The organism is Streptomyces griseiscabiei, assembly GCF_020010925.1.
GTDB classification, from domain to species: domain Bacteria; phylum Actinomycetota; class Actinomycetes; order Streptomycetales; family Streptomycetaceae; genus Streptomyces; species Streptomyces griseiscabiei.
In genome coordinates this window covers 419,481-440,829 of record NZ_JAGJBZ010000002.1, presented here as the reverse complement: position 1 = coordinate 440,829, position 21,349 = coordinate 419,481, and the positions used below count along the sequence as shown (strand labels likewise).

The following is a 21,349-nucleotide window of genomic DNA, read 5'->3' as shown; positions in this document are numbered from 1 at the left end:
GCCGCAGTTGGCACCGGACGATAGCAGGAGTTCGCACACGCCCTTATCCCGGCCCTACTCCTCACGACGAGTGCCCCGATTTTTCGGGCTTGTTGCCCGTCGGCTCATCGGGTTCGACATAGAGGATCTTGGCCTTCATATGGGCACGCGTCTGTGCGGCGATCCACACGAGGGTGGTGGCGACGAGCGTGAACGCGAAGGCCCTGGGGTGGAACAGGGTGGTGTTCTTGAACGCGGACAGGAAGATGAACAACAGCAGGATCTGTGCCGCGTAAAGCATCAGTCCCATCATCTGGAACAGATGAGGAAGCGATTTGGCGGTGCGCTGCAGAACGTAGAGCCCGATTCCCATGAAGAGGATCGTGATCACCGCCGCCACGACGGCACCGAGAGCCCCCTTGCCTCCGACGACCACACCGCTGATCACAGCGGCGATCGCGCCGGCGGCGGCCGTGGGTACGGCTGCCTGAAGGAGGGTCCGGACGTCATTGGACGGCATGGCGGCAACTCCGCTTGCTAAGGGGGCAGGGTGTCGTCATGGACGAGCGTAGACCCCGGGGGCGAGCGGAAATCTCCCGCCAACAGACCGTCGTATTGCGGTCCTTCGACTCTGTCCCGGGTTCTCGTGAACCGTATCACAAACTATTTGATGAGGTCTTTACCTGAATGCTGTGCCAGGTGTCACACATGAGAGTGAAGCTGCCCGTCTGTGCAAAATCCGCGCCGACTTGTCTGGTATAAGGCCGGTTTGAACCGTCAGGGTCTTGCATGGCATCGGCAAAGTGTTAGTCAGATTCTTACCTTGCCGTCAGCGCGACGCCCCGCCCCTCCGCCCGCACGACGGACGGCCGGAGGCCGTGCGCGGCGTACCGCGCACGGCCTCCGGCCGGTTCCCCGCGCGCTGCGACGCGGGGCCCGGGGAACGGCTCCGGTTCAGCGGCGGGCACCCGCCGGACTGCGTTCCGGTTCGTGCGTCCGGCCCCCGATCGCCGTCGCTCCGTTGAGGGACGGGGTCCAGTCGGCGACGGGCTCGGCGGCGGACTCGGCGACGGCCGGGACCGCGCGACGGCGGCGGTAGCGCGGCGGGACGAAGCGCTGGGCCCAGAGCGGGGCGCGGGGGGTGAAGCGGGGCAGCAGCAGGAGGAAGAGGCCGACCCCGCTGAACATGGCGATGGCGAGGACGATCCACATCGACGCCGCGTTCACCGTGTACGCGAGGGTGCCGAAGGCGATCACCGCGGACCAGAAGTACATGATCAGCACGGCCCGGCTGTGCGAGTGCCCGACCTCCAGCAGCCGGTGGTGCAGATGCCCCCGGTCGGCGGCGAACGGCGACTGGCCCCGCCAGGTGCGGCGCACGATCGCGAGGATCAGGTCCGCCGCCGGGATCGCGAGGATGCTCAGCGGCATCAGCAGCGGGATGTAGACCGGCACCATCGAGTAGACCGTGCTGCGCTCCGAGCCGTACAGGTTCATCACGTCCGGGTCGACCTGCCCCGTGATGGAGATCGCGCCGGCCGCCAGCACCAGGCCGATCATCATCGAGCCCGAGTCGCCCATGAAGATCCGGGCCGGATGCATGTTGTGCGGCAGGAAGCCGAGGCACATGCCCATCAGGACGGCCGCGAACAGCGTGGCGGGAGCCGCGGCCTCGATGCCGTAGCTGTACCAGAGGCGGTAGGCGTACATGAAGAACGCCGCGGAGGCGATGCAGACCATGCCGGCGGCGAGACCGTCGAGGCCGTCGACGAAGTTGACCGCGTTGATGGTGATGACGACCAGGGCGACCGTGAGCAGGGTGCCCTGCCACTGGGTGAGCGCGACGATCCCCACACTGGGGATGGGCAGCCACAGGATCGTCAGACCCTGCATGACCATCACACCGGCGGCGATCATCTGGCCGCCGAGCTTGATCAGGGCGTCGATCTCGAACTTGTCGTCCAGGACGCCGATGAGCCAGATCAGCGCGGCCCCGGAGAGCAGGGCACGCGGCTCGTTGGACTCGGCGAAGACCTCGCTGAGGTTGGTCAGATGGTCGGCGACCAGCAGACCGGCGCAGAGCCCGAAGAACATCGCGATGCCGCCGAGGCGCGGTGTCGGTTCTCGGTGGACATCACGCGCACGGATCTCCGGCATGGCTCCGGCCACGATCGCGAACTTCCGCACCGGCCCTGTCAGCAGGTACGTCACCGCGGCCGTGATGCAGAGCGTCAGGAGGTATTCACGCACGGGCTTCCCCACAGGTCTCGCTGGCCATCACAGCCTCACACCCTAGCGATGCGCGAAGCCGCGCACGCATACGGTTGAGGACTTCCGGGTAGGGCCGATGGTTGCATGTGTTGCTGTGCCCGGTGGTGCGTCTACCCCACCTCAGCGCGGATACGGCGGAAATCTTCCGGCCAGGTCCCGTACTTCTTCACGCGTGCGCTTGCCGTCCGCGCCCTCCCCGAGGGCCTGTGCGAACAGGACGGCGAGGCGTGCCATCTCGGCCTCGCCCATGCCCTGGGTGGTCAGCGCGGCCGTACCGAGCCGCAGGCCACGGGCGTCGCCGTGGGGCAGCGCACAGCAGTCGAGGACGATCCCGGCCGCCGCGAGCCGTCCGCGGGCGGTCCGTCCGTCGACACCGAGTGGCGCGGGATCGATGGTCAGCAGATGGGTGTCGGTGCCGCCGGTGACGACCACGAGGCCCTGCTCGGCCAGGCCCCGGGCCAGGGTGCGGGCGTTCGCGACCACCTGATGGGCGTACGCCGTGAACGCGGGTGTTGCCGCCTCCCCGAAGGCGACGGCCTTCGCGGCGATGGTGTGCATCTGCGCGCCGCCCTGGGTGAACGGGAACACCGCCCGGTCCACCCGCTCGGCCAGCTCGCCGCCGCACAGCAGCATCCCGCCGCGCGGCCCGCGCAGCACCTTGTGCGTGGTGGCGCACACGATGTCGGCGTACGGCACCGGGTTGGGCGCCGCTCCCCCGGCGACCAGGCCGATCGGATGGGCCGCGTCGGCGATCAGATACGCGCCCACCTCGTCGGCGACCTCGCGGAAGAAGGCGTAGTCGAGGTGGCGGGGATAGGAGATCGACCCGCACACGATGGCCTTGGGGCGGTGCGTACGGGCGAGGGTGCGCACCTGCTCGTGGTCGACGAGCCCGGAGTCGGCCTCGACGCCGTAGCCGACGAAGTCGAACCAGCGGCCGGAGAAGTTGGCGGGCGAGCCGTGGGTGAGGTGCCCGCCGAAGTGCAGGCCCATCGCGAGGACGGTGTCGCCGGGGCGCAGCAGGGCGGCGTACGCGGCGAGCACGGCCGAAGACCCGCTGTGCGACTGCACGTTGGCGTGGTCGGCCCCGAACAGCGCCTTCGCGCGCTCCACGGCCAGCCGCTCGGCGACGTCCACCAGCTCGCAGCCGCCGTGGTGGCGGGCGCCCGGATAGCCCTCCGCGTACTTGTTGGCGAGCGGCGACCCGAGCGCGGCCAGCACCGCGGGCGAGGTGAAGTTCTCGGCGGCGACGAGCTGCAGCGTCGTCGTCTGCCGATCCAGCTCCCCGAGCAGGATGTCGGCCAGCTCAGGGTCCTGCCGCCGCAGGACATCGGCCTCGAGTACAGGGGTGACCGACATGATGGACTCCGGGGCGTCGACGGTGACGTACGACCCAATGTAGGCCCGCGATGCCCGGAGCGCCCGGTGTTGCCGTGCCCGATCACCGCGGCCGGCCGACGGCTACGCCCGGGCCGGTACCCCGGTCAGTGCCGTCACCACCGGGTCCAGCGCCTGGTGTATCTCGTCGCCGACCGACTGGAAGAACGGCAGCGGGGCGCCGTAGGGGTCGTAGACCTCGTCGGCCTCGGCCGTGGGGGCGAGGAGCCACCCGCGTAGAGCCGCCGCAGCGCGGACCAGCGCACGCGCGCGGACGACCATGCCCTCCTCCAGCGGAGGGAGCGTGGTCGGGTCGATGGCGCGGACGAGGCGGGTGAACTCCTTCAGCGTGAAGGTGCGCAGCCCGGCGGAGTGACCCATGGAGATGACCTGGGCTCGGTGGTCACGGGTGGCGGTCAGCACCAGGTCGGCCATGATCACGTGTTCGTCCAGCAGTTCCCGCCCCGTGAAACCGGAGGTGTCCGCGCCGAAGTGGGCGAGGACCGCCTCCGCGTTCGCCTCCATGGGCGCCCCCTCGTGCCCCCAGGTCCCCGCGCTCTCGACGACCAGACCGCCCCACAGCGGGTCCCCGAGCCGGTCCGCCAGGGCATGCCGGGTCAGCCGCTCGGTGATCGGCGAGCGGCACACGTTGCCGGTGCTGACGTGGAGGATGCGGAAGGTGTCCCGCGGCAGCCCCGTGAAGGTCCGCGTCTCTTCCCCGTCCCATATGCCACGCCCCGCGTCAGGGGCCGTCAATTCGCCACCTCGAGGTCGGGTACGACCTTGCGCAGCTCCTCCGCCGACAGTGCGCCCGCGCGCAGCAGGACCGGCACCTTGCCCGTGACGTCGACGATCGAGGACGGGACGTTGCCGGGCGTCGGGCCGCCGTCCAGGTAGACGGAGACGGAGTCGCCGAGCATCGCCTCGGCGGCGTCGCAGTTCTCCGGCGCCGGGTGCCCGGTCAGGTTCGCGGAGGAGACCGCCATGGGGCCGACCTCGGTGAGCAGCTCGATGGCGACCGGGTGCAGCGGCATGCGGACGGCGACCGTGCCCCGGGTGTCGCCGAGGTCCCACTGCAGCGACGGCTGGTGCTTGGCGACGAGGGTCAGCGCGCCCGGCCAGAACGCGTCGACCAGTTCCCAGGCCATCTCGGAGAAGTCCGTGACCAGGCCGTGCAGGGTGTTCGGGGAGCCGATGAGCACGGGCGTGGGCATACTGCGACCCCGGCCCTTGGCTTCCAGCAGGTCGGCCACGGCCTCCGACGTGAACGCGTCCGCGCCGATGCCGTACACGGTGTCCGTCGGCAGCACCACGAGCTCGCCCCGGCGAATGGCGGACGCGGCCTCGCGCAGACCGGTGGCGCGGTCGGTCGCGTCGTTGGTGTCGTATCGCCGTGCCATCTAGCGGGCCTCCTCGTACACGTACTGCTGCTGGGGGGTTTTCATCAGACGCGTGCTCATGCTCGCGCGCGGGCTCATCAGGGCAGCGCCTTGCGGGCGGTCGCGAACCGCGGCCGGTTGTTGAGGTCCGGGTGGTCGGCCGCGTCGGCCCAGCCCCGCTCCTCGGTGAAGATCCAGGGCACCTGGCCGCCCTGGGTGTCGGCGTGCTCGATGACGACGACACCTCCGGGGCGCAGGAGCCGGTGTGCGGTGCGCTCCAGGCCGCGGATGAGTTCGAGGCCGTCCTCGCCCGAGAACAGGGCGAGTTCGGGATCGTAGTCGCGGGCCTCGGGCGCCACGTACTCCCACTCGGTGAGCGGGATGTACGGCGGGTTGGAGACGACCAGGTCGACCTGGCCGTCGAGGTCGCGGAAGGCGTCCAGGGCGTTGCCCTGGCGCAGGTCGACGCGGGAGCCCGCCATGTTCTTGCGGGTCCAGGTCAGGGCGTCCTCGGACAGCTCCACGGCGTGCACGCGCGAGCGCGGCACCTCCTGGGCCAGGGCGAGGGCGATGGCGCCGGAGCCGGTGCACAGGTCGACGATGAGCGGCTCGACGACGTCCATCGCGCGGACGGCGTCTATGGCCCAGCCGACGACGGACTCGGTCTCCGGCCGGGGCACGAACACCCCTGGCCCGACCTGCAGTTCGAGGTAGCGGAAGTAGGCGCGCCCGGTGATGTGCTGCAGCGGCTCACGCTGCTCGCGCCGGGCGATGACCTCCCAGTACCGGGCGTCGAAGTCGGCGTCCTTGACGGTGTGCAGCTCGCCCCGCTTGACGCCGTGCACGAACGCGGCGAGCTCCTCCGCGTCGTTGCGCGGCGAGGGCACGCCGGCGTCGGCCAGGCGCTGGGTGGCCTGGGCCACTTCCGCGAGCAGCAGGTTCACGCAAGTCCTCCGTCGTACTGGTCGTGCTCGTGAGCGGCCTTACGCGGCTGCCAGCTTCGCGGCCGAGTCCGCGTCGACGCAGGCCTGGATCACCGCGTCGAGTTCACCGTCCAGGACCTGGTCCAGGTTGTAGGACTTGAAGCCGACGCGGTGGTCCGAGATGCGGTTCTCCGGGAAGTTGTACGTACGGATCTTCTCGGAGCGGTCGACGGTACGGACCTGGCTGCGGCGGGCGTCGGCGGCTTCCTTCTCCGCCTCCTCCTGTGCCGCGGCGAGCAGCCTGGAGCGCAGGATACGCATCGCCTGCTCCTTGTTCTGCAGCTGGCTCTTCTCGTTCTGGCAGGAGGCGACGACTCCGGTGGGAATGTGCGTGATGCGCACGGCGGAGTCGGTGGTGTTGACGGACTGGCCGCCGGGTCCGGAGGAGCGGTAGACGTCGATCCGCAGGTCGTTCATGTTGATCTCGACGTCGACCTCCTCGGCCTCGGGCGTGACCAGCACACCGGCCGCGGAGGTGTGGATACGGCCCTGGGACTCGGTCGCGGGCACGCGCTGGACGCGGTGCACCCCGCCCTCGTACTTCAGCCGGGCCCAGACGCCCTGGCCGGGCTCGGTGGCGCCCTGGCCGCCCTTGGTCTTCACGGCGACCTGGACGTCCTTGTAGCCGCCCAGCTCGGACTCGGTGGAGTCGATGATCTCGGTCTTCCAGCCGACGCGCTCGGCGTACCTGAGGTACATCCGGAGCAGGTCACCGGCGAAGAGGGCGGACTCGTCGCCTCCGGCGCCGGCCTTGATCTCCAGGATGACGTCCTTGTCGTCGGACGGGTCCCGGGGCACCAGCAGCAGCCGCAGCTTCTCGGTCAGCTCCTCGCGGTGCTTCTCCAGCTCCTTGACCTCGGCGGCGAAGTCCGGGTCGTCCGCGGCGAACTCGCGGGCCGTGTCGATGTCGTCGCCGGTCTGCTTCCAGGAGCGGTAGGTGCCGACGATCGGGGTCAGCTCCGCGTAGCGCTTGTTCAGCTTGCGCGCGTTGGCCTGGTCCGCGTGGACCGACGGGTCGGCGAGCTTCTTCTCCAGGTCGGCGTGTTCCCCGACCAGTTCCTCGACCGCCTCGAACATCTCTTCCGGCTCCCTGTACGACGTACTACGTGGTGAGTGGGCTGCACTCATGGGCTGCGCAGCTGTGTGCCGCACCGCAAAGCGCCGGTCCCGACGCCCCCGGAGGGGCACCGCGGACCGGCGCTGGGGGCTCGCTACTTCTTGGCAGCGGCAGCCTTGCCGAAGCGGGCCTCGAAGCGGGCCACACGGCCACCGGTGTCGAGGATCTTCTGCTTGCCCGTGTAGAACGGGTGGCACTCGGAGCAGACCTCGGCACGGATGGTGCCGCTCTCGATCGTGCTACGGGTGGTGAACGACGCGCCACAGGTGCAGCTGACCTGCGTCTCGACGTACTCGGGGTGGATGTCGCGCTTCAAGGTGTCTCCTAGTTTCGGGAGGGCGCCGGGTCGCTGTCGCGGGCTGCGAGAGCGTGAACCGGAGCCGACGTACCAGTCTGCCAGGACTGGTGCCATCTCCCCAAACCAGGGGGTGGGCTCAGGTATTCCCGTCGCGTGCCCGCGGCCGCCGCCAGGGGCGCCGAGGGGGGCCTCGCGGCGGCCGTACGCGACCGCCCCGCCCTTGTGGCTAGGGCCCTAACCCGCCACGACGCCCTCGGCGGCCCCGGTCGCCGTGCCCTTCGTCGCCGACTTCGGGATGGTCCGGTCCGCCTTGAGCGCCGCCCAGACCTGCTTCGACTTCGCCTCGTCCACGAGCACCCGGTTCGGGTCGGCGGGGTCGTACTGGACCGGCATGGTGACCATGGTCATGTTCTTGGAGTCGATGCCCTTGAGCCCGGACGCGAAGGACGCGAGGTCCTTGACGCTGTCGAGGTCGGAGTCGGTGGTGACCGCGTCCGTCGCGGTGTCGGCGAGGTCGTAGAGCTTCTTGGGGCTGCTGAAGATCCCGACGGACTTGACCTGCTCGATGAGTGCCTTGATGAACGCCTGCTGGAGCTGGATACGGCCGAGATCGGACCCGTCGCCGACCCCGTGCCGGGTGCGGACCAGCCCGAGGGCCTGCTTGCCCGTGAGCGTGTGCTCCCCGGCCTTCAGGTCCAGATGGCTGTCCGGGTCCTCGATGTCCTTGGTCGTCGTGATGTCGACCCCGCCGAGGACGTTGATCAGCTTCTCGAAGCCCGCGAAGTCGACCTCGATGTAGTGGTCCATCCGGATCCCGGTCATGGACTCGACGGTCTTCACCGCACACGCCGCGCCGCCCGTCGAGTACGCGGAGTTGAACATCGCGTACGAGGCCGCCGGATACGTCTTGCCGTTCGCGTCGGTGCACTCGGGCCGCTCGACGAGCGTGTCCCGGGGTATGGAGACCACGCTGGCCCGCTTGTGGCCCTCGTACACATGCACGACCATCGCCGTGTCGGAGCGCGCGCTGCCGTCGTCCACGCCCCCGCCGAGCTTCTTGTTGCTGCCCGAACGGGTGTCGGAGCCGAGGACGAGGATGTCCTGCGAGCCGTTGTCGACGTCGAGCGGCCGGTCGGTGCCGAGGGCCTGGTTGATGTCGACGCTCTTGATGTTGCCGTTGAGCTTGAAGTACAGGTAGCCGACGCCCGTGCCGCCCAGGACCAGGACGCCCGCGGCCGTCCAGGCGGTGACGACCGCCGCTCTGCTGTGGCCGCCACGTGTCGTGCGGTTCCTGCGGCGGCGGCTCTTCGCGGCGCGGTGACGCGGGCCGGTGGTGCCGGTCTGCCCCGGGGTGCCGGGTGTCGGCGTGCTCTCGGCGGACATCTGCTCCTCGGTTCCCTTTCCTGTCGGTTACCCCCTGCGCTCAGGCCCAGGCCTGTCGGGTCGGACACGGCCATGCCGTTCCATGGCCGCTCCGCCCGGTCAGACGGGAGAATCCGGGAAAGGGTTGCACGACGAACGGTGCCCATCGCGCAAACGCGATGGGCACCGTGTGTGACGGACGAGCCCGGCGGGACCGGTCTCACCTGGTGTTTCAGCCGAGCAGGTCGTACTGGGCGTAGCTGGTACCGACCGAGCCCCGTGTGCCGAAGATCTCGCTCGTGGCCTTGCCGGTGCCCTTGTAGAGGTACAGCGTGCCGGCCGTCGTACGGGCCAGCAGGTCCGCCTTGCCGTCACCGCTGACGTCACCGGGAGTGACGAGCGTGTTGTACGAGCTCCAGTCCGAGCGGACCTTGATCCGGGCCGCGAAGGCGCCCGTGCCGGACTTGCCGGTGCCCTTGTACAGGTACAGGTTCGACCCGGTCTTGGTGCGCGCGATCAGGTCGGCCTTGCCGTCGCCGGTGAAGTCGCCGTGACCGACGACCGCGTTGTACTGGCCCCAGCCCGTGCCGACCTTGACGCGGGTGCCGAAGGAGCCGGTGCCCTTGCCGGGGTAGATCCACAGCGCGCCCGCCGAGTCGACCGAGAGCAGGTCGGGCAGGGCGTCCCCGGTGACGTCACCGGGGGTGACGATCCGGGTGCGGGTCTTCCAGTCGTCGAAGATCTGCGTCGTCGACCAGGTCTTGGACGAGGGCACGTACCGCCGCCAGAAGACGTCACCGTCGGAGGAGCGGCGCAGGACGTAGTCCTGGTGGCCGTCCCGGTTCAGGTCGGTCTGCTGGACCAGGTTGTAGCCCTTCCAACTGCCCTCGGCGGTCAGCGCCTTGCGGTCGCCGAGCTTGGAGCCCGTGGAGGCGCGGACGTAGCCCGTGCCGGTCTCCTTGTTGCGCAGGAAGGCGTCCGCCTTGCCGTCGCGGGTGATGGCCGCGTCGTCGACCCTCGGGTAGGTCGCGCCGACGTACTTGCTGACCTTCGCGAAGACCGGGTAGGCACCCTTGTACACACAGTCCTCGACGCCCCATGAGACGACGCCGACGACCTTGTTGTTGACGACGAGCGGACCACCGGAGTCACCGTTGCAGGTGGCGGTGGTGGTGGCGTCCGTGCCGCCGGAGGGCTTGCCCGCGCAGACCATGTGGCCCTTGACGAAGTAGCTGCCCCAGGTGCTCCCGCAGGTCGTGTCGCTGACGATCGGCAGTGTGGCCGTCTTCAGCGTCTCCGAGATGTCCTCGGTCTTGGAGCTGGTACGGCCCCAGCCGTAGACCGTGGCCTTGGTGCCGGACTTGTACGAGGTGGTGTCGTCCGACGTCGTCATCCTGATCGGCTTGGCCTTGACCGGCGACGCCAGTGTCAGGACGGCGACGTCGTTGTCGATCGCCTCCTCGTCCCACGAGGGGTGGTTCCACTGGCGCGACAGCGTGCTGCGGGTGCCGCCGTGGTAGTCGACGTGGTCGAGGGTGCCGTCGTCGTTGTAGACGGCCGTGGGCAGCCGGTCGGTACCGGTGACGATCTCGCCGTACGCGGCCCAGTCGTAGTAGTCCTTGTCGACGCAGTGCGCCGCCGTCAGGATCTTCGTCGGCGAGACGACCGTGCCGCCGCAGAAGAAGCCGAGGTCCTGGGTCGGGTCGTAGTACCAGAGCTGGGCCATCCACGGCGCCGAGGCGATCGTGGTCTCCGAGCCGCCGATGATCTGGGCGGACCGCCCCGGGCCGTCGTCCGAACTCGCGCTCGACGACGGCTCGCGCGTCGCCACACGAGCGGTGTCGTCCGCCGCCATCGCCTTGGCGATCCGTACGTCCAGCGCGTCGGGCGTCGAGGTGTCGGCGCCCGCCCCGCTCGCGGACGCCATCAACAGCGTCCCGGCTATCGCGGCGGCCATGGCTCCGGACAAAGGTCTAGCCACTCAATTCCCCCCTGGAAGTGCAATGGTTGATCAGAGCATGAAGACCGTGATCGTACACGTGTCCCATACAGAAAACCGGGGCCACCCTCACGAAGGAGGGTGGCCCCGGTGTTCGGGCAGGTGCCGACCGGCTGCTAGTCGCCGTTGCCCGGCATCGGCGTCGTCTTCTGGATCTGCAGCAGGAACTCGCCGTTCGACTTCGTCTGCTTCATCTTGTCGAGCAGCAGCTCGATCGCCTGCTGGGAGTCGAGCGCGTGCAGCACACGGCGCAGCTTCCAGGTGATGGCGAGCTCGTCGCTGCCGAGCAGGATCTCTTCCTTGCGGGTACCGGACGCGTCGACGTCCACCGCGGGGAAGATGCGCTTGTCGGCGAGCTTGCGGTCGAGCTTCAGCTCGGCGTTGCCCGTGCCCTTGAACTCCTCGAAGATGACCTCGTCCATGCGGGACCCGGTGTCCACCAGCGCGGTGGCGAGGATGGTCAGCGAGCCGCCGTCCTCGATGTTGCGGGCCGCACCGAAGAAGCGCTTCGGCGGGTACAGGGCGGTCGAGTCGACACCACCGGACAGGATGCGGCCGGAGGCCGGCGCCGCCAGGTTGTAGGCACGGCCCAGACGCGTGATCGAGTCGAGCAGCACGACCACGTCGTGGCCCAGCTCGACGAGGCGCTTGGCCCGCTCGATGGCGAGTTCGGCGACCGTCGTGTGGTCCTCGGCCGGGCGGTCGAAGGTCGAGGAGATGACCTCGCCCTTCACCGACCGCTGCATGTCGGTGACCTCTTCCGGACGCTCGTCGACGAGGACGACCATCAGGTGGCACTCGGGGTTGTTGTGCGTGATCGCGTTGGCGATCGCCTGCATGATCATGGTCTTGCCGGTCTTCGGCGGGGCCACGATCAGACCGCGCTGGCCCTTACCGATCGGCGCGACGAGGTCGATGATGCGGGTGGTGAGGACGCCCGGGTCGGTCTCCAGACGGAGCCGGTCCTGCGGGTAGAGCGGCGTCAGCTTGTTGAACTCCGGGCGCCCGCGCCCGGATTCGGGCGCCATGCCGTTCTGGGAGTCCAGCCGGACCAGCGCGTTGAACTTCTCGCGGCGCTCGCCGTCCTTGGGCTGGCGGACCGCGCCGGTGACGTGGTCGCCCTTGCGCAGGCCGTTCTTGCGGACCTGGGCGAGCGAGACGTACACGTCGTTCGGACCGGGCAGGTAGCCCGAGGTCCGGATGAACGCGTAGTTGTCGAGGATGTCCAGGATGCCCGCGACGGGGATCAGGACGTCGTCGTCGGCGAGCTGCGGCTCGGGGGCGCCGATCTCGTCACGGCCGCGACGGCCACGACGGTCGCGGTAGCGGCCGCGACGGCCACGGCGTCCGCCGTCGAAGTCGTCGTCGTCCTGCGGGCCGTTGTCGCGCTGGCGGTCCTGACGGCCGCCGCCCTGCTGCTGGCCCTGCTGCTGACCGCGGTCGCGCTGCTGCTGACCGCCGCCCTGCTGCTCGTCGCCCTTGCCACGACGGCCGCGCTCACCGCGCTCGCCGCGGTCGGTACGGTCGCCCCGCTCGCCGCGGTCACGGCCGCGCTCGCGGCGGCCCTGACGGCCCTCGCCGCCCTGGTCACCGGCGTCTGCCTGGGCCGGGGCGGGCGTCTCGGCCTTGGCCTCGCTCTTGGCCTCGGCGGTGACGGTCTCGGGGCTGCCCGCGTCGGCGGTGGCCCGGCGCCGACGGCGCTCGGTGGGCGCCTCGTCGCCGCCGGCCGGCTGGCCGGGGATCTCGATCTGCTGCTGGGCCACGGCCTTCTCGGTCTTGTCGACCTTCTCGGCGGGCGCCTCGGCCTTCTTGGCCGGGGCCTTCTCGGCCGGGGCGGCGTCGTCGCCCGTGCGCGCCTTCGAGGTGGCACGGCGCTTCGGCTTGGCCTCGGCGGCGGCCTCGGCCTTCGCCGGGGCACCCCCTCCCGCCTGCGCGTCCTTGATGACCTCGATCAGCTGGCTCTTGCGCATCCGCGCGGTGCCCCTGATGCCGAGGCCGGATGCGACCTGCTGCAGCTCGGCCAGCACCATGCCCTCGAGGCCGGTGCCACGGCGCCGCCGGGAGCCGGCACCGCTGGCAGGCGCGGCGTCCGTGGCGGGCGCGGCAGCGGTGTCCTCGACACGTGCGCCCATCAGATCGGTGGTGTCGCTCACGAAGGGTCCTTCCCTGGAGCGGACGTCGGCCTTCTGGCTCGGCGACCGTTTGTGCTGTCCGGCTTCGGCCCTGTTCGGGTGGACCGTGCCGGGGCGGTGGTCCGCCAAAGGCGGCGGAGGAAAAATTTCTGGTGATTCGGCGCTTTCCGGGCCGTGGCACTGAGTGTCTGTGTCACGGCCGGCTCGGCCACGCCGGTTCCGGAGCCTGCTCGGCAGACCGCTCAGTGCCTGCGTACGGCGTACAGCTTGACGTACGAAGCACAGTGCGGCTTGGGAGACTCCCGGAAGAATGGTTGTCCCGGACGGGGACGATAAGCACCTCGCCATGGCTGGGGCAGGTGCAGACTTGAGGTTAACACTACCGGATCCAACAAACATTCCCCCTCTCGAAATCCGGCAACCGAACGCCCCTACTCGACGCCGCTGTCGGCGCCGGTCTCGATGACGTTCGTGGTCAGCGGCAGGACGCACGCCCCTCGGGCGTCGAGATCCAGCCGGTTGGCGGCCCATCCCGCACCCGCGAGATCGGCCACCTTGTCGGCGCTGGCCTCGTCGGCCAGGGCCAGGACGGTGGGTCCGGCGCCGGAGATGACGGCCGGTACGCCGTCGGCGCGCAGCCGCTCCACCAGGGCCGCGCTCTCCGGCATGGCGGGCGCGCGGTACTCCTGGTGCAGCCGGTCCTCGGTGGCGGGCAGCAGCAGTTCGGGGCGCCTGGTCAGGGCTTCCACGAGAAGGGCCGCCCGGCCCGCGTTGGTCGCAGCGTCGACGTGCGGGACGTTGCGCGGGAGCAGTCCGCGCGCCGTCTCCGTGAGAACCGGCTTCCCGGGCACGAAAACCACCGGAACGATGGAATCCGCGGGATCCATCCTGATCGCCCGCGCGGCGCCGCCCTCCATCCAGGAGAGCGTGAAGCCGCCGAGGAGACAGGCCGCGACGTTGTCGGGGTGGCCCTCGATCTCCGTGGCCAGTTCGAGCAGCGCGGCGTCGTCGAGCCGGTTGTCGCCGCCTATGGTCACGGCGCGGGCGGCGACGATGCCGGCGCAGATGGCGGCGGAGGAGGAGCCGAGGCCGCGGCCGTGCGGAATGCGGTTGGCGCACACGATCTCGAGGCCCCGGGGCTGTCCGCCCAGCAGGTCGAAGGCGGTGCGCAGGGACCGTACGAGGAGGTGTTTCTCGTCGCGTGGAAGGGTCTCGCTGCCCTCCCCCGCGATGTCGACGTGCAGGCCGGAGTCGGCCACCCGGACGACCACGTCGTCGTAGAGCCCCAGCGACAGGCCCAGAGCGTCGAAGCCCGGGCCGAGGTTGGCGCTGGTGGCGGGGACGCGCACCCGTACGGCGGCGGCGCGGAACGCTGGACCGGCCATCGCTCGATGACTCTCCTTGAGCTGCGAGATTGACGATTCTCGATTGTCGATCGTCGAATGACGTTCGATGGATATCGACGGACATTCGACAGGTACGTGAGACCCTGCGGCCGCTCAAGACGGCGCGGCGCCGCACCCTTGCGGGGCATATGCGGCGGGCGGGTTCAGTACAGCCTATCGAAGGAAGGTTCTGTGGCGACATAGGGCGCACAGGAGGCGCACGATGCGTGTCGTAAGCCCCCTGTGCACCCCCTGTCGGGTCCTGTCAGGGTTATCCCCCGGGAACCCGCGTCTACGCGCGACTCCCAGGTCTTTTCGAACGGCTGGGCGAGAGGATACGCGAGTGGTCGCGGACGCGGTTACGCGAGCCCGAGACGCTCGGCGGCCGTCGCCGCGTCCACCGGGACGGTGACGGGCTGCGGGGCGCCCGCGACGGCCCAGTCGGGGTCCTTGAGGCCGTTGCCGGTGACCGTGCAGACGATGGTCTGGCCCGGGTCGACCTTGCCGGCCTCGGCGGCCTTCAGCAGACCGGCCACGGAGGCGGCGGAGGCGGGCTCCACGAAGACACCCTCCTGAGCGGCCAACAGCCGGTAGGCGCGCAGGATCTCACGGTCCGTCACCTCGTCGATGAAGCCGCCCGACTCGTCCCGCGCGGCCAGCGCGTAGTTCCAGGACGCGGGGTTGCCGATGCGGATCGCGGTGGCGATCGTCGACGGGTCCTTGACGACCTCGCCGCGCACGATGGGCGCGGAACCGGAGGCCTGGAACCCCCACATGCGCGGGGTCCTGGCCGCGATCCCGTCGGCGGCGTACTCCTTGTAGCCCTTCCAGTACGCCGTGATGTTGCCCGCGTTGCCCACCGGCAGGACGTGGACGTCGGGCGCGTCGCCGAGCATGTCCACGATCTCGAACGCGGCGGTCTTCTGGCCCTCGATGCGCACCGGGTTCACCGAATTGACCAGCGCCACCGGGTAGTTGTCGCTCAGTTCACGCGCGAGGGTGAGGCAGTCGTCGAAGTTGCCGTCGACCTGGAGGATCTTCGCGCCGTGCACCAGGGCCTGGCCCATCTTGCCCAGCGCGATCTTGCCGCGCGGGACGAGCACGGCGGAGACCATGCCCGCGCGGACGGCGTAGGCGGCCGCGGAGGCAGAGGTGTTGCCCGTGGAGGCACAGATGACGGCCTTCGCGCCCTCTTCCTTCGCCCGCGTGATGGCCATGGTCATGCCGCGGTCCTTGAAGGACCCGGTGGGGTTCGCGCCCTCCACCTTGAGGTGGACCTCGCAGCCCGTGCGCTCGGAGAGCACCTGCGCGGGCACGAGGGGCGTGCCGCCCTCCCGGAGCGTCACGACCGGCGTGCTGTCGGAGACGGGCAGCCGGTCCCGGTACTCCTCGATGATTCCGCGCCACTGGTGGGTCATTGCTGGTTACTCTCCTTCAACCCGCATGATGCTGGCGACACCCCGCACGGTGTCGAGGTTGCGCAGCGCCTCGACGGTCCCGGTGAGGGAGGCGTCGGAGGCGCGATGGGTGACGACGACGAGAGAGGCCTCGCCGTCCTTGCCCTGCTGCCGAACCGTATCGATCGACACCCCGTGCTCCGCGAACACGGTCGCCACCTGGGCGAGAACACCCGGTTTGTCGGCGACGTCGAGGCTGATGTGGTAGCGGGTGACGACCTCGCCCATCGGCGAGACCGGCAGGGCGGCATAGGCGGACTCGCCGGGTCCGGTGGAGCCGGCGAGGCGGTTGCGGCACACGGCCACGAGGTCGCCGAGCACGGCGGAGGCGGTGGGGGCACCGCCGGCGCCCGGCCCGTAGAACATCAGCTGACCGGCGGCGTCCGACTCCACGAACACCGCGTTGTAGGCGCCGCGCACGGAGGCGAGCGGGTGCGTCAGCGGGATCATCGCGGGGTGCACGCGCGCGGTGACGGAACCGCCGTCCGCGGCCCGCTCGCAGATGGCGAGCAGCTTGATGGTGCAGCCCATGTTCTTGGCGGAGGCGAAGTCGGCCGCCGTCACCTCGGTCATGCCCTCGCGGTACACGTCGTCGAGGCGCACACGCGAGTGGAAGGCGATACCGGCGAGGATCGCGGCCTTGGCCGCGGCGTCGAACCCCTCGACGTCGGCGGTCGGGTCGGCCTCGGCGTACCCGAGGGCGGTGGCCTCGTCGAGGGCCTCCTGGTACCCGGCGCCCGTGGTGTCCATCTTGTCGAGGATGAAGTTGGTCGTGCCGTTGACGATGCCCATCACCCGGTTGATCTTGTCGCCGGCGAGGGACTCGCGCAGCGGCCGGATCAGCGGGATGGCACCGGCGACGGCGGCCTCGTAGTAGAGGTCCGCGTCATGGTCCCCGGCGGCGGCGTGCAGGGCGGCGCCGTCCTGGGCGAGGAGGGCCTTGTTGGCGGAGACGACGGAGGCGCCGTACTCGAACGCGGTGGTGATGAGGGAGCGGGCGGGCTCGATACCGCCGATGACCTCGACGACGACGTCGATGTCCCCGCGTTTGACGAGCGCGGTGGCGTCGGTGGTGACGAGGGCGGGGTCGATGCCCTCACGGACCCGGGAGGGCCGCCGCACGGCCACGCCCGCGAGCTCGACCGGGGCGCCGATGCGTGCGGCGAGGTCGTCGGCGTGCGTCGTCATGATGCGCGCCACCTCTGAGCCGACGACCCCACAGCCCAGCAGCGCCACCTTCAGCGGACGCGTACGCATCATCCGACCTCGTTTCCTCAACATACCGACATACCGAATACTCGCTACCGAATACGGTGGGACCAGTCTCACTCACCGGACGGGGGTTTCTGTCCCCGGTCCGGATCGTGAGACATCTATTTCATTCTCTCCGGGCCGGAAGAAGGAGATCTTCCGGCCCGGCATTTCTGCGGCCTTTCCGGGGCCGCGCCTCAGCCGACGTCGAGCCGAAGGAGATCCTCCTCCGTCTCACGGCGGACGACGACCCGGGCCTCTCCATCATTGACGGCGACGACCGGCGGGCGCAGCACGTGGTTGTAGTTGCTCGCCATCGAACGGCAGTACGCGCCGGTGGCCGGTACGGCGATCAGGTCACCCGGTGCCAGGTCCGCCGGCAGGAACGCGTCCTTCACGACGATGTCCCCGCTCTCGCAGTGCTTGCCCACGACCCGGGCGAGCATCGGCTCGGCGTCGGAGGTCCGGGAGACCAGCGCCACGCTGTACTCGGCGTCGTACAGCGCGGTCCGGATGTTGTCGGACATGCCCCCGTCGACCGAGACGTACGTCCGCAGCCCGTCCAGCGGCTTGATGGTGCCGACCTCGTAGAGCGTGAAGGCGGTCGGGCCGACGATGGCGCGCCCGGGCTCGACGGAGATCCGGGGCGCGCGCAGCTTCGCGGCGTCGCACTCCCGGTTGACGATCTCGGTCAGCGCCTTGGCGATCTCGTGCGGCTCACGGGGGTCGTCGTCGCTGGTGTACGCGATCCCGAGGCCGCCGCCGAGGTCGATCTCGGGCAGCTCGATCCCGTGCTCGTCGCGGATGTCCTTGAGCAGCCCGACGACCCGGTGGGCGGCGACCTCGAACCCGGAGGTGTCGAAGATCTGCGACCCGATGTGGCTGTGGATGCCGATCAGTTCGAGCCCGTCGAGCTTGAGCGCCCGCCGCACGGCCTCGGCGGCCTTCCCGCCGGCCAGCGGGATCCCGAACTTCTGGTCCTCGTGGGCGGTGGCGATGAACTCGTGCGTGTGGGCCTCGACGCCGACGGTGACGCGGATCTGCACCTGCTGCCGACGGCCGAGCGACTGGGCGATGTGCGCGACCCGCACGATCTCCTGGAAGGAGTCGAGCACGATCCGCCCGACCCCGGCCTCGACGGCCCTGCGGATCTCGTCCTCGGACTTGTTGTTGCCGTGGAAGGCGATGCGGTCGGCGGGCATACCGGCGGAGAGGGCGGTGGTCAGCTCGCCGCCGGAACAGACGTCGAGGTTGAGCCCCTCCTCGTGCAGCCAGCGCACGATGGCCCGGGAGAGGAACGCCTTCCCCGCGTAGAACACGTCGGCGTCCTGTCCGAACGCCGTGCGCCAGGCGCGCGCCCGCGCGCGGAAGTCGGCCTCGTCGACGAAGTACGCCGGCGTGCCGAACTCCTCCGCGAGCGCCTTCACATCGATCCCGCCCACGCTGACGACTCCGTCGTCGCCCCGGGTGACGGTCTGCGCCCACACCTTCGGGTCGAGCGTGTTCAGGTCGGCGGGCGGGGCGGCGTAATGCCCCTCGGGAAACACGTCGGCGTGACGGGGCCCGGCGGGGTGTGCGGAACGGCTCATGTCTGTACGGCTTTCTGTGTGCGCTCTGGGCTGTGGTGTGCGGGGCGTCGGCACCGGCCTCGGCTTGGGGCTTCGGGCTTCGGGCTCCGCGGGTTACTCGCTCAGAGGTGGTCGGGTGCGTCGATGCCGAGCAGGGACAGGCCGCCGGCCAGCACCGTCCCGGCGGCTTCGGCAAGCGCCAGCCGGGCCCGGTGGGCGGCCGAGGGTTTCTCGTCGCCGCGCGGCAGCACCGTGTGCTGGAAGGCGAGCAGGGCGTCGGCGGTGACGACCAGGTGCCGGGCGAGACGGTCGGGAGCGCGGTGGGTGGCGGCTCGGGCGAGCGCGGAGGGGTATTCGGTGAGGGCGGTGAGGAGGGGGGTGGTCACGTCGGGGGTGACGAGGGTGGTGGTGAGGGGGGCGGTGGTGAGGGGGGCGCCGGAGAGGGCCGGGGTGTTCGAGGCGGCCGGGGTGCTCCGGGGGCCGGTTGTGCCGAGCGGGCCCGGGGCGGGGGTGAACCCGAGGGCCGCGGCGTTGCGGGTGAGCGCACGGGCTCGGGCATGGGCGTAACGGACCCGGAAGAGGGGGTTGGCGGCACGCTGCACAAGAAGGTCCGCGCTGATCCGGGGCCGGTCGTGCGCGGCCGGGGCCAGCAGGGCCCAGCGGAGGGCGTCGGGGCCGAGGGGGGTGGGGTCCTCCGGGGCGGGGACGGGGCGGAGGTCGACGGGTGGGTCGGGCTCGGGGACATCGCGGCCGTCGCCGCCGCCGTCGGGCCGATCCAGGTGATCGATGCCGCTGAGGTCGATGTCCTTGAGTTCCGCGGGCTCGGCCTCGCCGGTGATCGGGGGGCGGGCGTGATCGACCTCGACGCGGCCTCCCTGGCTGCCGACGATCCGTACGAGCGCGTCCGCGACGACCTCGGCACGGATGTCGTACGGAATCCGCAACCGCACGACCTGTCCGGCGAGGGTGCCGCTGTGACCGTACGGGAGGGGGGCGGGGGCAGGGCCTGGTCCGTCCCGGTCGCCCTCGGTTCCTCTGATCCGGTGTACGAGCGCGGCGACGGCGGCCCGGTCGAGGTGGATGTTGAGGAATCCGGGGCCCGTGATCTCGACGGCGGCGACGCCCTCGGTACGGCTGAGATGGGGCCGCAGTATCTCGGCGACCTGGAGCGGCGGCCGCCCTGCGGGCCGGGCCAGCTGCAACGCGATGTTCGTCGCGTAGTCCCCGCTTCCACCGGGCCCCGGCGGAGTCACCACGGCCCGTGCGGGCACCGCGACACTGAGCTCCCCCTCATCCACAGCACGACGCACCGCGCGCAGCACGGTACGGGAGAGCTCGACGGGGGTCACGGGGACAAGCGTATGGGAGGAGGGGGGTGGGTATGCGAGCCGGTTTGCCCAGGGTCCGGGATGTGGACGGGGTGGGGGCCGAAGGCCGGGCCGACGGCCGGTCGACGGGGTCGGCCGGGACGAGCGGATCGGCCGGACTCAGGGGAGGGCGAGGCGCGACGCCTGGAACTCCTGGCACTGCTGGAGTTCCTGGAACTCCTGGAGTTCCTGGAGACACCGCACACCTGACAGAGCTCGTCGCCCGCGCAGGCGGCCCGGCAGGAGCCGGTAGCGATCAGTTGCCGGTTCGACCGGCGCGCTCGGTGTACTCGGTCCCACTGTCGGGGGAGGCGCCGGAAGCGCCGGCGTGCGTGGACCCATCGGCGCCACTGCCGCTCCCCCCGTGCCCATTCCCTTGCCCTTGCCCTTGCCCTTGCCTGCTCCCACGGGGCACGGACTCGCCGCCCCCGGCATGCCCTCGCTCGACCAACCGCCTTACGAGGGCGACGAGTTCGGCGGGCTCGAAGGGCTTGGCAAGGAACGCGTCGACACCGACGTCGAGCCCGGCGTCGACCTCGTACTGCGAACAGGCACTGACGATGGCGAGCGGAAGGCCGCGTGTCCGGGGGTCACCGCGGAGTTGGGCGGCGGTACGGAGACCGTCGAGCCGGGGCATCACGACGTCGAGGGTGATGAGGTCGGGCCGCACCTGATGAACGACGTCCAGGCATTCGGCACCATCAGCCGCGGTCACCACCTCGAAGCCCTCCAGCTCGAGGTTGACCCTGATCAGCTGCCGGATGACCTTGTTGTCGTCCACAACAAGCACCCGGCCGGACACGCCTGGCACAACTCGAGAGTAGGTCCGCGCCCACCACCGCGTCCGGGTTTTCCCCACTTCCACCCCCTGCGGGCGACACCCCCGTCCCAACCCCGCCCACCACCCCCAAAACCCGTTCATGATCTCCCTCAGAGAGCTGGTAGGGTTCTACCCGTCGCCGCCGAACAAGGCGCCCGACACGCCCCCGTAGCTCAGGGGATAGAGCAACGGCCTCCGGAGCCGTGTGCGCAGGTTCGAATCCTGCCGGGGGCACCTTGCACGAGGTGCCCAAAGACCCCGCCATCAGCGGTTTCGCTGAGGACGGGGTCTTTGTGTTTGGGTCCTGTGCGGCTTCGGCCTGGGGTAGTGCCGGGGACGCCGGAGCGGACCCGGGTGGGTATGTCCTCGGTGGTTTCGGGGTCGTTGACAAGGCCGAGCCGGACGGGGTGGGCGACTGCGGCGCCTGCCTGGTCTCAGGCTCCAGGCGGGTGGAGATGCGGGTGGGGACCAAGGACTGCTGGAGGCGGGTGGTCTGGGTCTCGTGGTCCATTCCGGGGAGTTTGGGGGTGACTCAGCAGCAGTCTCGGCTGAGGGTTGCCCGGGATGGGGTGGGGGTGTCATCCGGGGCCTCATCCCGTCAGAG

The 21,349-nt window shown here is 70.3% G+C and carries 17 protein-coding genes and 1 tRNA gene; 1 reads left to right on the top strand and 17 read right to left on the bottom strand.

Going from position 1 to position 21,349, the window contains the following annotated elements; genetic code table 11:
• Nucleotides 1-61: 61 nt before the first annotated feature.
• The 17 genes from J8M51_RS19530 to J8M51_RS19450 form a co-directional block, all read right to left on the bottom strand.
• A complete protein-coding gene (locus J8M51_RS19530; protein WP_086757568.1) occupies nucleotides 62-499 on the bottom strand; it encodes a hypothetical protein in 438 nt (145 codons plus the stop codon).
• Between the two features lie 434 nt (nucleotides 500-933).
• On the bottom strand, nucleotides 934-2,229 hold the full coding sequence (locus tag J8M51_RS19525) for an MraY family glycosyltransferase (protein WP_086757570.1): 1,296 nt from the start codon (nucleotides 2,227-2,229) through the stop codon (nucleotides 934-936).
• Nucleotides 2,230-2,370: 141 nt separating this feature from the next.
• Nucleotides 2,371-3,609: a serine hydroxymethyltransferase gene (locus J8M51_RS19520; RefSeq protein ID WP_086757572.1), complete on the bottom strand. Its 1,239-nt coding sequence runs from the start codon at nucleotides 3,607-3,609 to the stop codon at nucleotides 2,371-2,373.
• Between the two features lie 102 nt (nucleotides 3,610-3,711).
• Nucleotides 3,712-4,383 carry an arsenate reductase/protein-tyrosine-phosphatase family protein gene (locus J8M51_RS19515; protein WP_086757574.1) on the bottom strand — a complete coding sequence of 224 codons (672 nt, stop codon included), beginning with the start codon at nucleotides 4,381-4,383 and terminating at the stop codon, nucleotides 3,712-3,714.
• Nucleotides 4,380-5,027, bottom strand: coding sequence for an L-threonylcarbamoyladenylate synthase (locus J8M51_RS19510; RefSeq protein WP_086757577.1), 648 nt, complete (start codon nucleotides 5,025-5,027; stop codon nucleotides 4,380-4,382). The genes J8M51_RS19515 and J8M51_RS19510 overlap by 4 nt, the downstream gene beginning before the upstream one ends.
• Nucleotides 5,028-5,104: 77 nt before the next feature.
• Entirely contained in the window at nucleotides 5,105-5,950 is an 846-nt protein-coding gene (prmC, locus tag J8M51_RS19505) for a peptide chain release factor N(5)-glutamine methyltransferase (RefSeq protein ID WP_086757579.1), read from the bottom strand.
• A gap of 39 nt (nucleotides 5,951-5,989) precedes the next feature.
• Entirely contained in the window at nucleotides 5,990-7,066 is a 1,077-nt protein-coding gene (prfA, locus tag J8M51_RS19500) for a peptide chain release factor 1 (RefSeq protein WP_086757581.1), read from the bottom strand.
• 134 nt (nucleotides 7,067-7,200) lie between these two features.
• Nucleotides 7,201-7,422 carry a 50S ribosomal protein L31 gene (gene rpmE, locus J8M51_RS19495; protein ID WP_028804216.1) on the bottom strand — a complete coding sequence of 74 codons (222 nt, stop codon included), beginning with the start codon at nucleotides 7,420-7,422 and terminating at the stop codon, nucleotides 7,201-7,203.
• 216 nt (nucleotides 7,423-7,638) lie between these two features.
• The gene (locus J8M51_RS19490; protein WP_086757582.1) at nucleotides 7,639-8,787 is read right to left on the bottom strand and encodes an LCP family protein; all 1,149 of its coding nucleotides are present in this window, start codon (nucleotides 8,785-8,787) and stop codon (nucleotides 7,639-7,641) included.
• Nucleotides 8,788-8,998: 211 nt separating this feature from the next.
• The gene (locus tag J8M51_RS19485) at nucleotides 8,999-10,723 is read right to left on the bottom strand and encodes a trypsin-like serine protease (protein WP_179203192.1); all 1,725 of its coding nucleotides are present in this window, start codon (nucleotides 10,721-10,723) and stop codon (nucleotides 8,999-9,001) included.
• A gap of 158 nt (nucleotides 10,724-10,881) precedes the next feature.
• Nucleotides 10,882-12,918: a transcription termination factor Rho gene (gene rho / locus J8M51_RS19480; RefSeq protein WP_216588687.1), complete on the bottom strand. Its 2,037-nt coding sequence runs from the start codon at nucleotides 12,916-12,918 to the stop codon at nucleotides 10,882-10,884.
• A gap of 410 nt (nucleotides 12,919-13,328) precedes the next feature.
• Nucleotides 13,329-14,282, bottom strand: a complete 954-nt coding sequence (gene thrB, locus J8M51_RS19475) for a homoserine kinase (RefSeq protein ID WP_216588686.1) — start codon at nucleotides 14,280-14,282, stop codon at nucleotides 13,329-13,331.
• A 359-nt stretch (nucleotides 14,283-14,641) separates the two neighbouring features.
• Nucleotides 14,642-15,700 carry a threonine synthase gene (thrC, locus tag J8M51_RS19470; protein ID WP_267299341.1) on the bottom strand — a complete coding sequence of 353 codons (1,059 nt, stop codon included), beginning with the start codon at nucleotides 15,698-15,700 and terminating at the stop codon, nucleotides 14,642-14,644.
• A 6-nt stretch (nucleotides 15,701-15,706) separates the two neighbouring features.
• Entirely contained in the window at nucleotides 15,707-16,999 is a 1,293-nt protein-coding gene (locus J8M51_RS19465) for a homoserine dehydrogenase (protein WP_033526526.1), read from the bottom strand.
• 188 nt (nucleotides 17,000-17,187) lie between these two features.
• Nucleotides 17,188-18,579 carry a diaminopimelate decarboxylase gene (gene lysA / locus J8M51_RS19460; RefSeq protein WP_216588684.1) on the bottom strand — a complete coding sequence of 464 codons (1,392 nt, stop codon included), beginning with the start codon at nucleotides 18,577-18,579 and terminating at the stop codon, nucleotides 17,188-17,190.
• Nucleotides 18,580-18,680: 101 nt separating this feature from the next.
• Nucleotides 18,681-19,907, bottom strand: a complete 1,227-nt coding sequence (gene nrtL / locus J8M51_RS19455) for an ArgS-related anticodon-binding protein NrtL (protein WP_267299340.1) — start codon at nucleotides 19,905-19,907, stop codon at nucleotides 18,681-18,683.
• A 274-nt stretch (nucleotides 19,908-20,181) separates the two neighbouring features.
• Entirely contained in the window at nucleotides 20,182-20,736 is a 555-nt protein-coding gene (locus J8M51_RS19450) for a response regulator (protein ID WP_256965943.1), read from the bottom strand.
• Between the two features lie 171 nt (nucleotides 20,737-20,907).
• Between J8M51_RS19450 and J8M51_RS19445 the strand changes: the two genes are divergently transcribed.
• Nucleotides 20,908-20,979, top strand: a tRNA-Arg gene (locus J8M51_RS19445).
• Nucleotides 20,980-21,349: the final 370 nt, after the last annotated feature.

What these genes read in the sequence shown, in the direction of transcription:
- J8M51_RS19530 (WP_086757568.1), bottom strand. Translation starts at nt 499, where the DNA reads ATGCCGTCCAATGACGTCCGGACCCTCCTTCAGGCAGCCGTACCCACG.
- J8M51_RS19520 (WP_086757572.1), bottom strand. Translation starts at nt 3,609, where the DNA reads ATGTCGGTCACCCCTGTACTCGAGGCCGATGTCCTGCGGCGGCAGGAC.
- J8M51_RS19510 (WP_086757577.1), bottom strand. Translation starts at nt 5,027, where the DNA reads ATGGCACGGCGATACGACACCAACGACGCGACCGACCGCGCCACCGGT.
- prfA (WP_086757581.1), bottom strand. Translation starts at nt 7,066, where the DNA reads ATGTTCGAGGCGGTCGAGGAACTGGTCGGGGAACACGCCGACCTGGAG.
- J8M51_RS19490 (WP_086757582.1), bottom strand. Translation starts at nt 8,787, where the DNA reads ATGTCCGCCGAGAGCACGCCGACACCCGGCACCCCGGGGCAGACCGGC.
- J8M51_RS19485 (WP_179203192.1), bottom strand. Translation starts at nt 10,723, where the DNA reads ATGGCCGCCGCGATAGCCGGGACGCTGTTGATGGCGTCCGCGAGCGGG.
- thrB (WP_216588686.1), bottom strand. Translation starts at nt 14,282, where the DNA reads ATGGCCGGTCCAGCGTTCCGCGCCGCCGCCGTACGGGTGCGCGTCCCC.
- thrC (WP_267299341.1), bottom strand. Translation starts at nt 15,700, where the DNA reads ATGACCCACCAGTGGCGCGGAATCATCGAGGAGTACCGGGACCGGCTG.
- J8M51_RS19465 (WP_033526526.1), bottom strand. Translation starts at nt 16,999, where the DNA reads ATGATGCGTACGCGTCCGCTGAAGGTGGCGCTGCTGGGCTGTGGGGTC.
- lysA (WP_216588684.1), bottom strand. Translation starts at nt 18,579, where the DNA reads ATGAGCCGTTCCGCACACCCCGCCGGGCCCCGTCACGCCGACGTGTTT.